Source organism: Aeoliella sp., assembly GCF_965227375.1.
Classification (GTDB): domain Bacteria; phylum Planctomycetota; class Planctomycetia; order Pirellulales; family Lacipirellulaceae; genus Aeoliella.
Genome location: NZ_CBDDFX010000002.1, coordinates 471,405 through 488,641 on the forward strand (window position 1 = coordinate 471,405; position 17,237 = coordinate 488,641).

General features: G+C 61.7%; 10 protein-coding genes. 6 read left to right on the top strand and 4 right to left on the bottom strand.

Translation table 11 applies throughout. From position 1 onward, the window contains the following. Positions 1 to 399: 399 nt before the first annotated feature. Positions 400 to 1,665, bottom strand: coding sequence for an erythromycin esterase family protein (locus ACQK2L_RS14975; RefSeq protein ID WP_425397834.1), 1,266 nt, complete (start codon positions 1,663 to 1,665; stop codon positions 400 to 402). 150 nt (positions 1,666 to 1,815) lie between these two features. Here ACQK2L_RS14975 and ACQK2L_RS14980 point away from each other — a divergent pair, with 150 nt between their 5' ends. The 5 genes from ACQK2L_RS14980 to ACQK2L_RS15000 all read left to right on the top strand — a co-directional run bounded on the left by ACQK2L_RS14980 (position 1,816) and on the right by ACQK2L_RS15000 (position 7,276). Beyond that, positions 1,816 to 2,520, top strand: a complete 705-nt coding sequence (locus ACQK2L_RS14980) for a hypothetical protein (protein ID WP_425397835.1) — start codon at positions 1,816 to 1,818, stop codon at positions 2,518 to 2,520. A gap of 193 nt (positions 2,521 to 2,713) precedes the next feature. Next, positions 2,714 to 4,117 (top strand): DUF1254 domain-containing protein, encoded by a 1,404-nt coding sequence (locus tag ACQK2L_RS14985; RefSeq protein ID WP_425397836.1) that lies wholly within the window; start codon positions 2,714 to 2,716, stop codon positions 4,115 to 4,117. A 551-nt stretch (positions 4,118 to 4,668) separates the two neighbouring features. Next, a complete protein-coding gene (locus ACQK2L_RS14990) occupies positions 4,669 to 5,448 on the top strand; it encodes a hypothetical protein (protein ID WP_425397837.1) in 780 nt (259 codons plus the stop codon). Positions 5,449 to 5,700: 252 nt separating this feature from the next. Next, positions 5,701 to 6,492 (top strand): dienelactone hydrolase family protein, encoded by a 792-nt coding sequence (locus tag ACQK2L_RS14995; protein WP_425397838.1) that lies wholly within the window; start codon positions 5,701 to 5,703, stop codon positions 6,490 to 6,492. A 124-nt stretch (positions 6,493 to 6,616) separates the two neighbouring features. Further along, positions 6,617 to 7,276 carry a YMGG-like glycine zipper-containing protein gene (locus ACQK2L_RS15000; RefSeq protein ID WP_425397839.1) on the top strand — a complete coding sequence of 220 codons (660 nt, stop codon included), beginning with the start codon at positions 6,617 to 6,619 and terminating at the stop codon, positions 7,274 to 7,276. Positions 7,277 to 7,309: 33 nt separating this feature from the next. Here ACQK2L_RS15000 and ACQK2L_RS15005 read toward each other — a convergent pair whose 3' ends face one another. Then, positions 7,310 to 8,629 carry a PQQ-binding-like beta-propeller repeat protein gene (locus ACQK2L_RS15005; protein WP_425397840.1) on the bottom strand — a complete coding sequence of 440 codons (1,320 nt, stop codon included), beginning with the start codon at positions 8,627 to 8,629 and terminating at the stop codon, positions 7,310 to 7,312. A 209-nt stretch (positions 8,630 to 8,838) separates the two neighbouring features. Here ACQK2L_RS15005 and ACQK2L_RS15010 point away from each other — a divergent pair, with 209 nt between their 5' ends. Next, positions 8,839 to 9,834, top strand: coding sequence for a glycosyltransferase family 2 protein (locus ACQK2L_RS15010; RefSeq protein ID WP_425397841.1), 996 nt, complete (start codon positions 8,839 to 8,841; stop codon positions 9,832 to 9,834). Positions 9,835 to 9,843: 9 nt separating this feature from the next. Here the strand turns inward: ACQK2L_RS15010 and ACQK2L_RS15015 are convergent, their stop codons facing one another. Beyond that, a complete protein-coding gene (locus ACQK2L_RS15015) occupies positions 9,844 to 11,019 on the bottom strand; it encodes a hypothetical protein (RefSeq protein WP_425397842.1) in 1,176 nt (391 codons plus the stop codon). Between the two features lie 71 nt (positions 11,020 to 11,090). Further along, positions 11,091 to 17,156 (bottom strand): malectin domain-containing carbohydrate-binding protein, encoded by a 6,066-nt coding sequence (locus ACQK2L_RS15020; protein ID WP_425397843.1) that lies wholly within the window; start codon positions 17,154 to 17,156, stop codon positions 11,091 to 11,093. Positions 17,157 to 17,237: the final 81 nt, after the last annotated feature.

A 17,237-nucleotide genomic window follows, 5' to 3' on the forward strand; every position in this document is an offset into this window, starting at 1 on the left:
TGCTGCTCCAACCAACTACTTGTGGTCAGTTTGCGGGTGGATGGCTGGTGGTCTTGTTTACCGCTGGCGATCACAGGCATTGCCTATCGATCCTAATGTTCGCAAGAAAGTCGTCGCCGTTGCCCTCTATATCGCAATGGTCTTGACTGTCGCAATCGCTCGTACATGGCCAGATGTCAGAAAGTCCTGTCACATCGCTTGTCTGTCAGCCGCTTGCGTTTGTGGAATTCTCTTGTGTGGCGCAAGGCGGCCGTGCGAAGCGGACAATTTAAGAGTTAAGGATGCCTCAGCGTGAAACGCCGAACGCACTCAACTGCCCCAACCCTTCGCACGTTAAACCCCATCCATTCCCGGGACTGACGTCCCGGGCTATGCGCGGTCGCCACTCCGTGGCTGAATCTACTCCGCCGACTCCAACACGGCCAGCATGTCGAAGTCCGTGAGGCTTTGCTGCGTGAAGGGGAAGTAGCGGGGGTCGGCGGTGCGGGTGGTTAGTGCTTCGACTTCGTCCACTGGCAGGGCGACGCCGCGGTGGGTGGGGACGAAGCGCGACACGTCGCCTGCGGTGAGCAAGGCCTCGAGTGAACCTGCTTCGGGCGGGCCGAGGTCGTAGGCGGGTAGGCGGCCGACGCCGACTCCGATTACCGAGTAGCGGATGCCGAGTTGGCCGCGGACGTGCGAGCCGGCGGGCCACCAGCTCAGATTGTTCTCGCCCCACTGCCACTCGGCTTTGCCTAGTTGCAAGTGGCTGTTGTGGGCGAACGCCAGGACGCGGCCGCGCCACTGCTCGCTGCTGGCGATGTACACCAGGTTGTCGGCCATCATCACGTCGCGCTGGGCAAGCATATCGGCCATGCGTGTGTCGCTCGGTGTGGCGACGATCGAGTGGTAGGTGAGAAGTTGCTGGGCCAGCCGCAGGTCCTCGATGGCCGCTTCGTACGCCTCGAGGTCGCTGTGCGTGACCAGCTTGCCTTTTTGCTTTCGCATGATTGCGTGCAGCTTGCGCACCTCGATGGCGAGCGCCTTGGCCTCAGGCGAGTTGCCAATCGACTGCGTTGGGTCGAGGTTGGCCTGCTCGTTCTCCCACTCCGCATCGTCGCCCACCAGTTCGCTGATTCGCCCGCGGCGCTCGGCGACGTCTTTGTCCGAGGCCATCTGCAAGTAACCGAGTGCCGACTCCAGCAACTTTCGCGGGCTGTCGGAGTACGTCATTTCGGTCGGCGCATCGCAGCCTGCGAAGCGCAAAGCGCGCTCCGGGTGTTGGGCCGAGTGGTCGCGCATCCACTCCACCAGGTCGCGATTCGCAGCGCTGGTGCCAAAACCGTGCGAAACGCCTTCGGCCAGCACGTCGTCGAGCGTCCTCGTGGTGCGGTGCTGGATATAGTCGTTCACCAGCCGGCCGCGGGGGTAGCTGCTCTCGATGGCAATGGCCGTGAAGCCGTGATGCTCCACCAGATGCCGAAACACCGTGTTGCGAAACTCGAGAAACCCTTCGACCTGATGCGTCGGCTCGCCCAACCCGAGCATCTGCACCGACGGCCCCAGGTACGCCATCACCCGATCGACCGCCGCAGCAATCGACGCGGGATCGTCGACCGCGAACGACGAAGCCTCGGAGCGGATCCATGATTCGAGACTGGGATGTGCAGGCGGTGGTTCGGACATGTGGGGTATGATAACGCACGGAAGGGGTTGCCGAGAGGGTGAGGTGAGGAGCGGACCCACCCGTCCGTGTGGCCATGCTGGTTCGACTCAACCGAAGTCGGGTATACTCAAGACGTTCATCGTCAGTCAGAGCAACTCAGGAGTCGACTAGTGAAAACTCTACGTGCGGTGTTGCTGGTATTGGCAGCAGGTCTGGCTGCGGATGTTGCCGTGGGGGCGCAGATTGCCGCTTCGAATTTCACATCTGGCTGGGTTCCATCTGGATTCCGAACTGACATCGGCCTGAAGACCAGCGTCAACGTCAACTACACGAACTCTTGGGTCTCGCAGCCGTTCGTGGCCGAGTTCAGTGGCACCGTCACGGCGGTCGATCTGGCCATAAAGCCAAACTCCTTTTCCCAACCCTTGCTTGTGGGAGTTCGGGAGGACAACGGGGGGATTCCAGGCAGCATGTTGGGCGAGGTCAGCGTTCCCAGTTCAGCAGTGAGTCTCGGGTACTTCCCGAACTCGCCCGGCGAACCACTTCGTCGCACCACGGTCGACTTCAGTTCGGTCGAAGTCGCCATCGAACAAGACATGGTGTATCACCTCACACTACGGGTCGACCAACCGACCAACGGGGGCACTGGCCGGTTCTCCTCTCACGTCATGAGGCCCCATGCACAATCGTTCCGAATGCCTTATCTGGTGAGCCCGGGAGATCCGACAGAGTGGCGACGCCTGGACTTGCACCGACTGGAATTTCCGGTGGAAGTGCGCGCCGTGGTACCCGAACCATCGGCCCTTCCACTGGCGCTCGGCGGCTTAGTTGGTGCAGCGTGCTGGCTACGTGCTCGGCGCGATCCGGCACGGTAGTTTTCTTTCGCCCAGTACGATCCAAGACTGCGCAGTTCGGGCGTCTCTGGTGCCTCCGGTCCGCCGCGGCGCGGGTGGGTAGGCGAGGAACGAGTCCGCTTCCGTTCTGTTGTTGAGCAACGCGATTGCAGCAGGAGGATGAAATGCTATACTCGCACTAGCTTATCTTATTTCACACTAGGGGAGGCACACCATGCCATTTGGTCGTCGGGTATGTGTTGCGTTGTATCTCGCGGTCGTTTCCTCGCACGCGTGCAGCGGGCAGTCGCTTTCCCCAGAGGAAGCCAAAGCCATCGCGATTGACGCCTATATCTATGGGTATCCCTTGGTCACGATGGATACTACGCGTCAAGTGATGACGAACGTTGCAAGTCCAAAAGGCACGCACGCGCCGATGGGCCAGTTCGCTCGGCTGCGTGAATACCCAACAGCCAAGTTTCGTGATGTCACCGCCCCAAATGCGGACACGCTCTACACGGTCTCTTGGATTGATGTAGGCAAAGAACCGTGGGTCTTGAGCTTGCCCAATGCAGACGGCAGGTACTATCTATTCCCGATGCTTGACGGATGGACCAACGTATTTCAAGTGCCGGGCAAACGCACGACCGGCACGGAGGCGCAGACCTATGCAATCACTGGCCCCGGCTGGGAAGGGAAGTTGCCCGAAGGTGTGAAGCAGTACAAATCGCCTACGAGCATGGTTTGGTTGCTAGGACGAATCTACTGCACTGGCACAACGGAAGACTATGCAGCAGTCCACAAACTGCAGAACGAAATCACTATTGTACCTCTTAGTTCCTATGGGAAACCATACACGCCACCTGCCGGGAAGGTAGATCCGAGCATCGACATGAAGACTCCCGTCCGTGAGCAGGTGAATGCCATGGACACGGCCGCCTATTTCAATCGGTTAGCGTCCCTGATGGCGGACAACCCTCCGGCAGAAGCCGACTCGCCAATGGTCGCTAAGATGGCGAAACTAGGACTTGCACCGGGGCAGCCGTTTGAGCTGGGTAGCCTCGACCCGTCAATCCAGCAGGCTCTACAAGATGTTCCCAAGCAAGCCCTGGAGAAGATTACCGGTCATTTCAAGGACGCTGGCGAGCACATTAACGGATGGCTGTTCACGACCCAAACGGGGCTGTATGGCACGCACTACCTGGAGCGCGCCATGATTACTTACTTCGGGCTGGGGGCGAACCGGCCACAAGATGCCGTGTATCCAACCTCGGAGACAAATGCCGAGGGCCAACCCTACTCAGGTGAGAACAACTACACGCTGACCTTTCCAAGTGGAAAGATGCCCCCGGTCGAGGGATTTTGGTCACTGACGATGTACGATTCGGAGTACTTCTTTGTTGCCAACCCGCTGAATCGATACACTTTGAGCCAGCGTAACTCGCTAAAGGCTAACCCAAACGGATCGACCACGCTCTACATTCAGCACGAGAATCCCGGTCCCGACAAGCAGTCCAATTGGCTTCCGGCCCCCAAAGGCGAATTCACCCTCATGCTTCGATTGTACTGGCCCCAGGAAACCCCACCATCGATTCTGGACGGCACTTGGACCCCTCCGCCCGCTGTAGTTGCGGAGTGATTTCTTAGCAACGCCGTGTAGTTTTCTTACACTCGCGCGGGGACAATGGGGGGTCGGCAGGCGTTCTGTCGGTGCCGCTGCGAGTGCCGCACGCTGATCTCTGCGTTGGCGTGAGACGCTCGTTCGCGGAGCGAACGGCTACTATCGGGTTTTGGGCCAACGGCCGAACATGCGGGGAACAACGTGGGGCGTTTGTCGCACCCCCCCGAATGGTTTGATCGAGAAAACAAGGAGTTTTTGAAGACGAGGGGGTACCTAACGCCTGGGGTTTTGGGCCAATGGTTGCGTAGGTGGGGAATTGGCCCAAAACTCGGTTGGCCCAAAATGGTCCCTCGGGAAGTCGTTTCCGGAGAGGCGTAGCTCTCCGGCTAGAGGGAGCGCGGTCCGCTTGAGGGACTTGAAGGAGCCGTGGTGGGAAACTGGGTGAGATTCGATACCGGCGAAGCGTGGTGGGGTTGGATTCCCAGGGATACAACGCGACGGCCTGGCCCCGATGAGCCAAAATGCCGTTTTCTCGCGTTGAAATACAGTTATTTCAAGGAGTATTGGCGATGCGACAATTTGTCACTTCAGTGGTTGCGGTCGTGGCGGCGGTGGCGATGGCCGCGGAAGTCGGCGCCCAGGGTCGTGGTGGTCGTGGGGGCTTTGGCGGCGGTCGGGGCTTCGGCGGTGGTGGAGTGCAGCGGGGCGCCCTGTTGCGGCTCGAGTCGGTACAGAATGAGTTGGGAATTGGCGAAGAGGTGATCGAGGAGATCACCACCGCGCAGCGGGAACTTCGCGGCGATCGTGGTGGGCGCGGCCAAGGTCAGCGTAACTTCCGCGACATGAGCGAGGAAGAGCGCACCGCCGCGATGGAAGAGTTTCGCGCCGCCCGCGCCGAGCAGCAGAAGAAGATGAACGCCAAGATGGGCGAGATTCTGGGCGAGGAGAAGATGCAACGACTGAACGAGATCTTCGTGCAGGCCGCTGGCGTCAACGCGCTACAGGATCCGATGGTTGCTGAGAAGTTGGAGATCTCCGCAGGTCAATTGGAAGACATGCAGCAAGTCGCCCGCGATGCTTTTTCCGGTATGCGAGAAGTGTTCCAGTCGCAGGACCGTGATGCGATTCGCGAGAAGATGGAAGAGATTCGGGCCGGGATTGAGAAGGACACGGTCGCGATTCTGTCGGACGATCAGAAGTCGAAGTGGGAAGACATGAAGGGCGAGGCGTTCGAGCTATCCGAAGAGGATCAGCAGTCGCTACGCCGTGGCGGTCGCGGTGGCCGTGGTGGCGGCGGCGGTGGTGGATTCGGTGGCGGTCAGCGTCGTGGACGCCCCGAAGCTGAATAAGCCCTTCAGCCAACTTTGCGAAGTTACAAGTTCCTTGGCGAGTGGCGCGAGTTTCGGCTCGCGCCGCTCGCTCTTTTTGATACGCGAGGTGCGACTGTGTTAGACTAGTGCGTGCCGCACGGGCGTGTAGCGTCTGCGGCGAAAAGTATCCAAAGCAACTCGCACAAATACGCGTTACAGGTATCGGCAGTGCGTTCTAACCGCACCCTGTAGTTCGAAGCTATCTTCACGAATCGCCCAGGAGGACTCATCATGCGCTACGTTACTCTCGCCCTGCTCTTGGTTCTAGCCGCGCCGGCAACCGCCGAAGACCCCGCCCAGCGGTTGAAGGATTCACCGCGCCACCATGAGTGGGTCGACCTGACGGAGGACGATCAACAGGTGAAGTGTTGGGTGGTGTACCCGGAGGTGAGCGAGAAGGCGACCGCGGTGATCGTGATCCACGAGAACCGTGGTCTGAACGACTGGGCGCGGAGCGCGGCCGACCAGTTGGCCGAGGCGGGCTACATCGCCATCGCGCCGGACATGCTCACTGGCACCGGTCCCGACGGCGGCGGCACCAGCAGCTACGACTCGTCGGACGCCGCGCGCACGGCGATCTACAAACTAAAGCCCGAGGATGTGACCAAGAAGCTCGACATGGCGTTCAAGTACGCAAAGGAATTGGACGCAGCCAACGGCAAAGTGGCGGTGAGCGGATTCTGCTGGGGCGGCGGGCAATCGTTTGCCTACGCCACGAAGAATCCCAAGCTCGACGCCGCGTTTGTGTTCTATGGCACCGCACCGCGAGACGAGGATTCGCTGAAGTCGATCGAATGCCCGGTGTACGGCTTCTACGGCGGCAACGACTTCCGCATCACCGGTCAGGTACCGCAGGTGGCGGAGAAGATGGAGCAGTTGGAGAAGAAGTACGAGCCCAAGACTTACGAAGGCGCCGGCCACGGATTCATGCGTGCCGGTGAGGCCGACGATGCTAGCGAGGCCAATCGCACCGGCCGCGAGGAGGCCTGGAAACGCTGGAAAAAGGTGCTTTCCGAGCTGTAACCGCAACGGATGTTGGTAGCAAAGCTTGCGGGCGCGGGGGCAGTTTTCTCTTGCCACCGTGGCGGATTGCCGATATGGATAGTGCGCCGATAGGCATTTAGTCCACGTCCCCGCGAGTACCAAGATGGCTACCCACTTTCGTTTGTCGTTCGTTCGCCCTGTGCTTTGCCTGGCGGTAGTCGCCGCGGTGGCGTCGCCCGCCGCCGCGCAGCAGTACTACTATCAACCGCCGCCCAGCTACTACCACAACGACACCCGCGAAGGCACCGTGACCGGCGCCGGACTGGGAGCGATCACCGGTGCGTTGATCGGCGGCAAGAAGAACTGGGAAGGCGGAGCGATCATCGGCGCCGGCGTGGGAGCGCTCACCGGGCGAGCCATTGGCAGCTCACGCGACCAAGCCGACGCCCAGCAGGTGGCCGTTGGATCGAGCGTTGCCGCGCAGGCCAACGCCCAAGCGGCCGCCAACGCGGTGACCAACTACGACCTGGTTCAGATGACGCAGGCTGGGCTGAGCGACGAGTTGATCGTCAGCACCATCCAAAGCCGCGGAGGCCGTTTCGACTTGAGCCCCAATGGCTTGATCGCGCTGAAGCAGTCGGGCGTGAGCGATCGCGTGGTGCTGACGGCGCAGCAGTTCGGCAGCACGAACGTGGCGACGCCAATCAACCCGCCAACTGTGCGCGTGGAGACGCGACCCGTGGTCGTTCGTCCGGCGCCAGTGATTCACTACTACCACGGCCCGCGCTACCATCACCGCCACCACTACCACTGGCATTGGTAGGCGAGCGCCGTAGCGCGAGCACGACTAGTCGGCTTACTCTTGCTCCACGCAGTACAGCGCGGTGGTGGAGCGGATGAAGAGTTGTCCGTCGCTCACCGCCGGCGTGGCGCTGTACTCGCCGGTGTCGGAGTCAAAGCGATTGGTGGCCAGTTGCTCGAAGTCGTCGCCGGCTTTGATCACGTAACCATCGCCGCCGCGGCTCATGTAGTAGAGCTTGCCATCGGCGATAATGGCCGAGGAATAATCGCCACCGCGTCCGCGGCCGCCACCTCCGCCGCTGGCGCCTCGTAGTCGCTCTTTGTAGACTTCGTCGCCGGTCTCGGCGTCGATGCAGTTGGCGATACCGCCCGAGACCCAGTACAACCGGCCTTCGTACAGCACCGGCGTGCCGATGCGGCCCGAGGCGTTGTTGGTCCACACCATGTGCGACTCGGAGACGTCGCCCTTACCGCCGACTCGCACGGCCACCGCGTCGGAGTCGCGACTGCCGAGCACGTAGGCCACGGGCTCGGGACCCTGGCTCACCACCAGGCTGCCGGTGGCCGAGTTCGACTGTCCGCCCGGCTGGATGCAGTACCAACGCAGCTTGCCGGTATCGGGATTCAGCCCCCAGACTTCTCCGGGCACGTTCAGCACGATGTCGGTTCGCTCATCGTCGACCTGCACCATCACAGGCGTGGTCCAGGTGCCGCTGAGCGTGGGTGCTTCCTGCTTCCAGACCTCTTTGCCGTCGAGCTTGTTGAGCGCGACGATCGACTCGCTCTCGGCGCCCGCCGTAATGATCACCTTATCTTTGTACAAGACGGGACTCGACGCGGAGCCCCAACTGCGCGGATCGAGCCCAGTGCCGACGCTGGTGTCCCAGAGCTTCTCCCCCTCCATATCGAACGCATAGACGCCCGACTTACCGAAGAAGCAGTACACTCGCTCGCCATCGCTCACCGGCGTGTGGCTGGCGTAGCCGTTTTCGGCGAACATGCCGCGGAACTGATCTTCCGGCAGCACGGCGTCGAAGGACTTGCTCCAGTTGATTTTGCCCGTGTTGCGATCCACGCACACCAGCGCCCGCTTCAGGTTGTCCATGTTGTCCGAAGAGCCCTCGCCGGCCGCGTAGCCGGTCCAGCAGGTGAGGAAGATCTTGTCACCTACGATAATCGGGCTCGAAAGTCCCGGCCCCGGCAGTTCGCACTTCCACTTGAGGTTCTCCTGGTCGCTCCAAGTGGTGGGCAGCGGCTTGGCGTCGTCGCTCAGCCCGGTGCCCGAGTCGCCTCGGAATCGCAGCCAGTCGGAAGCAGTCGCGGTACTTGCGACGAGCAGAAGCAGCACCAGAGGAGTGCGGGGGGAGAACAGCATGGCGACCTTCCTTTTGTGAAAATGGGTAATTCGCGCGCATATCGGTACGCACGTTTAACCCCGAAAGCGGACCGAGGTGTCTAGAGTGTAGTGATTTTCCCACCAATTCAAGCCTCAAAACTGGGGTTCTCCCCCCCGATGGCGGCTCCTACAATCTGCCCCGCCCCAAGTTACCCCTTCTGCCACGCCGAATCGGATACCCAGCAGCCATGCGGACCACCTGCCTGGTAAACAACTACAACTACCGCGAATTCGTCGCCGAAGCGGTCGACAGCGCACTGGCGCAGAGCTTGCCTTTCGACGAGATTATCGTGGTCGACGACGGTTCGACCGACGACAGCCTGTGGCACCTGCGGCAGCGATACACCAACGAGCCAGCGGTCTCGATCGTCGCCAAGGAGAACGGCGGGCAGCTTTCCGCATTTAACGCGGGAATGGAGGAAGCTTCCGGAGACTTGATCTTCTTCCTCGACGCCGACGATCTCTATCGGCCCGACTACCTGCAGCACGCGTTCGAACTGTATGCAACCGAGGGCGTCGACTTTGCAATCGCGGGCGTCGAGTCGTTTGGGCCGGCGCTGACTCGCCAGCGGAAGAAGTTCCCGCGGCGCGACCTTGGCTACTCGACACTCGCGACCTTGCTGGCCAAGACCTACGTCGGCGGACCGACGTCGGCCCTGTCGATGCATCGCCGCATCGCCGAAGTGGTGCTCCCCTGCCCTTTCGAAGACCAATGGCGCACCCGAGCGGACGACGTGCTGGTGCTCGGCTCGTCGATCGCCGGCGCGCGTAAGTACCAGATGGCGGGCGTTGGTGTCGACTACCGCGTACACGGTGGCAACAACTTCTCGGGCCGCAAACGCGACGTCGGCCGCAAGCTGCGGCACGCTCTGGCAGTGAATCGGCTGGTTCACTGGTACGCCCAGCAGATGGGCTTCGACATGGGCGAACTGCCCACGATGCTGCACCGTGAGTTTCAGACCATCGAGCGCCCGACGTTCCGTGAGTGGTGGAACTACTTCAAGATGTCGTGGCGGAGCCGCGTGTCGCTTTCGGTGCGTGCACGTCACCTGGGTGAAACCACGCAGCACTACTGGCAAGAGCGCCTCGCGCGTCGCGCCGCCGAGCCGGAGGTCGACGACACGACGCAGGGTGAGATTCTCTCGCTTCCGCAGCGCGACGCGCAGCAACGGCGCGCTGCCTAAGAGACGTTGCTAAGCCGTTGTGCGGAACCGCAGGACTTTCACGCCCAGTCGATCGAGCGAAGTGTTGTAAGTCGCGCCGGTTCCGGCGGAACTGGTGCTGGCGAACAGGTCGTCTACCATGTAGTCGGCTGGCAAGCCATCGATCGACACGTTCATCGTCGCCTCGGTTGAATTTACCAGCACCACGTATCGATCGCCATCCAGCGAGTAGTTGCCGAAGTGCAGCGTCGAGTACTCGTGCTCCTGGTCGAACAGGTCGGTGTACGTGAACGTCTGCGGCGCGTCGGTGGCCACGATCTCCAGATCGTCCTGCTCCCGCCCGGCGAGGAACAACCGTTGCAGGTTGAGCTCACCCGTCAGGTCAGTCGCCACCGAACCATACGCTTCGAACTGCTCGTTGTGCGTGGTCAGGTTGGGACGGTTCTCAAACATCGAGAAGACGTTGAAACTCGTGATGCCCTTGACCAGCGCCAGGTACATATCGTTGCGGATCACTCGCTCGATCTCGGCGGCCATGGTGCCGGTCGCCGGATCGGTGAAGTCCTCGTACAACTGCAGGATGGCCTGCGGCGTCACGCCCAGCTGCTCGGCCGCGCCGAGTATCTGGTCGTAGTTCCACACGGCTAGTCCGGCACGCTGCGGGCCGCGATCTTCCATGGTGGTCATGTAAGCGCCGCGGGCGATGACGTCGAGTTTCTGGCCGATCATCACCAACTGGTCGGCCGTGCGGGCGTTGGCCTGGTAGTTCCACACCGGTCGCGGGGCGACGCCATGCTCTGCTTCCACCTGGCGGATCGTGTCGATCGTGATGTCCAGGTAACGCAGGTCGGCGTCCGACCAGTAGCGTACTTCCTCGGGCGTGACCGCCCAACGGGCCACAGTAGCGTTGGCCACCGGGTCGTCGAGCACTGCCTCGACCTGCTGGCGTGCGTAATCGGCGATGTCGGCGTCCGATAACGCGTCGATCGCGGCCCCGCGATCGTAGACGCCCACTCCATTCAGCGAGGGATGGGCCCGCAACTGATAGGTGAACTTCAACCCAGCCTCAGCAGCCTGGTGCACGTGCGCCAGTCCTTGCCACGCGTAGTCGTAGTACGGGCCAGCCAGCGTGAAGCCTTCTTCCACCACTCGCTCAATGTTCGTCTTCGAGGGGTCGTGGTTGTTCTGCCCTGCAATGGCATACAAACCAAACCCGATCTGTTGACCGTACGGATAAATCCCTTCGGGATCCAGCTGATCGTAGCCGCTGGACGCTGTTAGACGAAAAAACCCGATTCCTGATTGATCTCCAGGATCTCGATGCCTTTTATCGTTGGGTTCTGGTTCTCGTGGAAGAAGTCGATGTCGATGTTGCCGTCCGACTGGATGACGAACGACTCCATCACGCCCGCGTAGCCACCTACCTTGGCGTAGATGTCGTAGTCGTCCAACACGATGTTGCCATCGATCGCTACGTCGAACACCCGCTTGCCGACACCAAACGTACCGGTGTAGGTATCGGCGAAGTACAACCGCACTTCATAGTACTGGCCGGCTTCGACGTCGAAGTCCCACTCCATTTCGCCACCGCCCCCCGGGTCGTAGCGTTCGCTCTTGAAGAGCGACTCGGGCACCTCGGCGGGCAGCGACGCGTGACTCATGTCGATGCCGTGGCTGGTGGAATACGTCTTGCTGCCCGAGTTGACGAAGCCACCGTCGCCGGTCCAATTCGGGTCGCCACCGATCGGGCTGCCGCCGGCATTGACGCGATAGACCACCTCGCTCATCTGCGGATCGACGATGATCTCCTCTTCGACCGTCACGGTGACGCTCTGATTGTCGGTCAGCGCCGGGTTGCCATCGTCGGTCACGGTGACGATGAAGCTCGTCATGCCCGCATCGCCCGCTTGGGGAGCCAACGTCAGCGTGGCGGTTCCGTTGCCGTTGTCCACCAGCGAGGCGTAGCTCGGCAGGTTCGTGGTGGAGAACTGCAGATTGTGGTTGTTGGGATCGGTGGCCGTGATGCTCACGATCACCGTTTCGCCTTCGGTCACCGACTGGTTGGCGATCAACGCGAGCACTGGTGGATCGTTCTCCACGTCCTCGGGATTGTATTGCACTTGCAGGTGATCGGCTTCGCTGTTCACGTCGCCATCGACGGCAACGGCCATCAGGTGATTCAAACCACCTTCGTCGTCGGTATTCAGCAGTGTGATCGGCACATCGGTAAAGCCTCCGCCGCCGATGACGATGGTCTGCTCGGTGAGTCCGATTACCTTGTTCGACTCGTAAGGATCGACGTCATACCCACCGCCCGGCACGCCCGCCAGGTGCAGCGCCGCTTCGGCGTGCAATAGTCGCACGGTGGAGCCCACCGCGCCAGTGACTCGAACCACCTGATTGGCGGTGGTCGTGGTGGTCGGAGTGCTGCCGAGTCCGAGGATCTCGAGCGTCGGCGTGGTAAGCGTGTTGGCCTCGGCGGTCGTCTCGCCTCCGGTGTCGCTACCCGCCTTGCGGAACAGCGTAGTGGTGAGCACCGAGCCGTCTTCGAACGTGATGGTTACCAAGGAGCCGGATAGTTCCATGCCCGAGACGCTGCCCGAAGCTTCGGGACCAGGATCGTTCGCGCCACGAATGGTCGTGGGATCGATGTCGATCGAGAAGCTGATCGACTCGCCGGGATCGAAGTCGTCGAAGGCGATCTCCAACGCTTGGAAACCAGTGTGCAGCGCTTTGTCGAACGTGTGACCGTCGACACCGGTGCTCCCGCCGCCACTGTTCACGGTGAAGTCTTTGCCCACCGGGTCGCCCGCGGTGCCGAAGGGATCGAAAACCACGTCGGGCAGGAGGGCCGAGTCGATGTCGAACCGCACCGAGGCGATGCGCTGGCCACCGGACGAGTTGTTCTCGATGTCGAACGAGCCGCTGCTGTACGTGCTGGACGAACTGAGCGATCCGCCTGAGTCGACGTCGATGTAAACCGAGGCGGTCTCAGCCGCCGGGGCTGCGCCGCTGCCGGTGAGCGAGACGCTCAGCGGCGAGTTGGTGCCAGAGTGCGCGATCGCCAAACTGGCGCTCTTGGCGCCGGAGGTGTTGGGAGCGAATTCGACGTCGACGAACGCCGAACCGCCCGCGGGAATGGTGAGCGTGCCGGTGGTGAGCACCGAGTAGGCCCCCGCACCGGGGCCACTGAACACCAAGTCGGCTGTGTTCACCGTGATGGCCGGGTCGCCCGACTCGCCGAGGTTCACCAGCGCGAACGACTGCGTGGCGGTGCCGCCGGTGGGCACGGTGCCAAAGTCGAGCGCGGTAAGGCTGGTCGACAACACACCCGGCGATGCGGCGCCAATGCTCACGATCTCGATCGCTCGCACCAGCGGGTTCTGCTTCTCATGCAGGAAGTCGATGTCGATGTTGGTATCGGCCGTGATGACGAACGACTTCATGACACCTTTGTTCTTGCCGACGTCGGCGAAGATGTCGTAGTCGTCCAGCACGGTCACGCCTTCGATCAGCACGTCGAACACCCGCTTGCCAACGCCCGAGGTACTTCCATAAGTCTCGGCGAAGTACAATCGCACTTCGTATTGGCCGGGGTCGACAGCGAAGTTGTACTGCATCTCCTGCCCGCTCGACGGATCGTACCGCTCGGTCTTGAAGATCGCCTCAGGCGTGCCTTCCGGTACGGAGGGATCGGACAAGTTGATGCCTGCCGAGGTGCTGTAGCCTTTGCTACCCGCGGCACCGGAGTTGGTGTAGGAGTCGTCCTTCTGCCACGTTGGGTCATCGTTCACCGCGTTGCCGCCAGCGTTCACGCGATGGATCACTTCGCCACCGGGCATCGGGGGCGGCACCGCGTTGACCGTCACGTTCACTACCTGGCTGTCGGAGAGTGACGGGCTGCCATTGTCGGTTGCCGTTACGGTGAGACTGTCGGAACCGACGTCGCCACTCTCCGGAGCCAGGGTAAGTGTGCCAGTGCCGTTGCCATGGTCGACGAACGTGGCGTAGCTCGGCAGGTTATCGATCGACAGGGCAATGTCGTTGCTGTCGGGGTCGCTGGCGGTGATCGTCACTTGCTGCGTCGAGCCGGCCATGAGCGTCGGATCGGCAATCCCTGCCAGGATCGGCGCGAGGTTCGACGGCGACTCGGCGACCACCTCGATCAAATCCCACGTGGCGGGAATCGCCGGGGCCGAGCCCACGGAAGTGGAAATGATGCCGGCGGCCATACCTTGCGTGGCGCTGGTGAGCCAACTGGCCGGAATCGCAATGGGCGAACCGAGCACGGTCCGTCCCGCGCCGTCGACGTCGTAACTGGCGGTGACCGTGGAGTTGGCGACGTCGACCGTCAGGTACAAATCGATGCCCGCTGGGCCTGGCAGCTCGAGGTTGGCCGACGGACCGGTGGTGACCACCCCACCGACTTCCAGTTGCGTGGTAATGCCAGTTGCCGAGACCACGATCTTGAAGTAGTTGTCCTGGTCGCCGTTGCCAATGAACATGCCCATCGACTGCTGGCCTTGCGGCGTGTCGTCGCCGAACGGAGCGAGTATCCTGCTGTGCGCGGTCACTGGCGAGGTAGCCGAGGCGACATTCACGCCGAGCTGGAAAGCTTGCTCTTGCGTGTTGAGCGAACCAGTGGCGTCGCCCTCGCTGATCATGTCCATTGTCAGCACGCCAGCCGCACCGCCGGAGGTGAGCTGCGTGGTGTCGAACAGTGACTCGTAGTCATCGATGCCGTTGGTCATCAGGCCGGTGAAGCCGGCGTTGATCAGCCCGCCGATGTCGCTGCCTTCGTTCTCCCAGGTGTGCGACACGCCGACCGCGGTGGTCAAACCGTTGTCGGGGTCGATGGCAAACGGATCCTCGTGGTCCAGCAAACCGTCGTTGTCGTCGTCGTCATCCAGCAGGTTCGAGGTGAAGTCGGAGTCCCAGTCGGCCGGGTAGTCGGCTGCGTTCTCGGGATTGGTGCCGTTGGCGATCTCGTCGTCGTTCAGGTAACCATCGCCGTCGGTGTCGTCAGGATTCTGCGGGACGATGATGCCGTCGTTCATGTAGTCGGCCGGCTCGAAGACGTGGATCTTGCCACTACCAATAGCGGCCACCCAGATGGTGCCGGGGAACTTACCGTTGTCGCCCACGGCCGTTACGTCGAGCGGCACCGAACCGGCGGAACTGAACAGTTGCTCCTCGAGTGCAGCCTGATCGCCGGCCGCGTTGAGCTTCACGCGTTTGATGCTATTGTTAAAGCTGGCCGCCAGCAGGTCGCCCTTGAGCGAGCCCTGGAAGTTGCTGGCCGTGTATTCGGTGAGACCATTGGTCGAACTGCCCCATACGTGCAGCGCGCCGTTCTGGCTGCCTGGCTGGCGATAGTCCGACTCGATGTCGTTGCCTTCGCTCACCGGCGATTGCGGATTGCTGTCGTTGAACGTGTTGTCGGTGTTCGAGCGGGTGGGGTTGGGATGGCCGCCGTAGTAGCCTTCGCCAGTGATGTAGTGCAGGCTATCGCCATAGGTGTTGCCGCCGTTCTTCGGATCGTTGGTGGCCTCGCCCGTGGTGCCTTCACCATTGGGAATGCCGCCCCAGCCAGCGTTCGGGCCGTTGTCCACCGAGTACATCTTGCCGTCTTCAGTGATTACCACATCATACGGATTGCGGAAGCCCGGCGCGTAGACTTGCACCGGACCGCCCGGCACCAGGATCGCCTGGTTCTTGCCATCGTTGCCGCCGAACGGGTCGTTGGGATCCGCGCCTGGGTGGTCTTCGTCGTCCAGCGTCGGCAGGTCGTAAGTAGTGTCGCCGATGGCGTCGAGGTCGACGCTCAAGATGGCAGCGGAGAGCGCGAACTCGGGCAGGTAGGCAAAGTTGTTCGACGGCGCGCCCATGTTCGTCAGGCCGCCTTGGGCGATGTACAGCGTGTTGGTCGTGTGATCGATGGCCATGCCGTTCGGGGCGTGGTTTTCTTCCGAACGTGGCAAGCCGCGGACCAGATCGAGCTTCTCCCACTCGCTACCATTCCAGGTGAGCCGCGAGAGAATGCCCGAGTTGGTGTCGAGATTCAAATCCGCGCCCGAGCCACCGGCGCCGATGCGAGGGTCGCTCGACGTGACGTAGATCACGGGATTGGTTGCGGTGCCGTCGACATACAGGCCGGTTACGAGCCGCTCGTCGACCGACGTGTTCAGCGAACCGTCGTCGTTGTGGTTGGGAATGTCGCGAATCAGGTTGATCGTCTCGGTCGCCAGCACCTGATAGTCGTTCGCGGCAAAGCGTTCGATGCTGTAGACCTTAATCACGCCATCTTGCTGCGCCACGTACAGGCGGTCGTCCGGTCCGAACTGCAGCGAGGTGGGTCGCGAAGCATCTTCGCCTTCGAGGTCGGACTTGCTGAAGCTGATCGGCACCTCGCTCACGCCGGTGCCGCTCAAAGCCACAGTGAGCGGCGTGTTGTCGCCAGAGTGAGGAATCGACAGCAGCGCGCCCTTGGTCGACGCGTCGTCGGCCGTGAACGAGACATCAAGTGTGGCCGACTCGCCCGGCTGCAGAGCAAATGGCGCGTTGGTGTCGAAGCTGGCCGCAAACGCCGACGCGTCGCTGCCGGTGATGGCGAGCTGCGCGGGGTCGATGGTAATCGCCGGGTCGCCGGCGTCGCCGATGTTGGTGAGCGTCACGCTCTGTTGCAGTGCGTTGCCAACCAGCGTGCCGGGGAAGTCGAGCGAACTACTGGAGACCGCCAGCGTATTGGCCGTGACCACCTGCTGCAGGATCTCGATTCCCTTGATCGCCGGGTTCTGCACCACGTGACCGAAGTCGATATCCAGGTTCGAGTCGCTCGCCACGGTGAACGACTTCATCACGCCCTTGTAACCGCCAACGTCGGCGTAGATGTCGTAGTTGTCGAGTACCGTTTGCCCTTCGATCGTCACGTCGAACACGCGCTTGCCGACGCCTTGAGCGCCGTTGTAGATCTCCGCGAAGTACAACCGCACTTCCACGTTGCCCGGCGTCACGGCGAAGTTCCACTGCATCTCCGCACCGCCCGCGCCGTCGTAGATCTCCGACTTGAACAAGTTCTGGGAGATACCTACGGGCAACGAGGCATCTGTCAGATCGATCGTGTTGGAGACCGTGTACTTGGTCGAGATGTTCGTGTACTGCGAGCCGGCAACCCAGTCGGGGTTGTCGCTGATGGTTCCTCCACCTGCGTTGATGCGATACAGCACATCGGCAGCCAGCATTTGGCGCTCTTCCAGATTCTCCATGGTGAGCGAACGCTGTGCGCGGCGAATCAAGCGGTTGGTGCGACGACCGTGGCGACGGCCAAAAGGATTGGAACTCATCAGTAGCTGCCGCCCGTGAATGGGCAGCCCCCAGTGGATAGAAAAGCAGCGGGCGGGCGCGAAAATGGCCCGTTAAGTTCC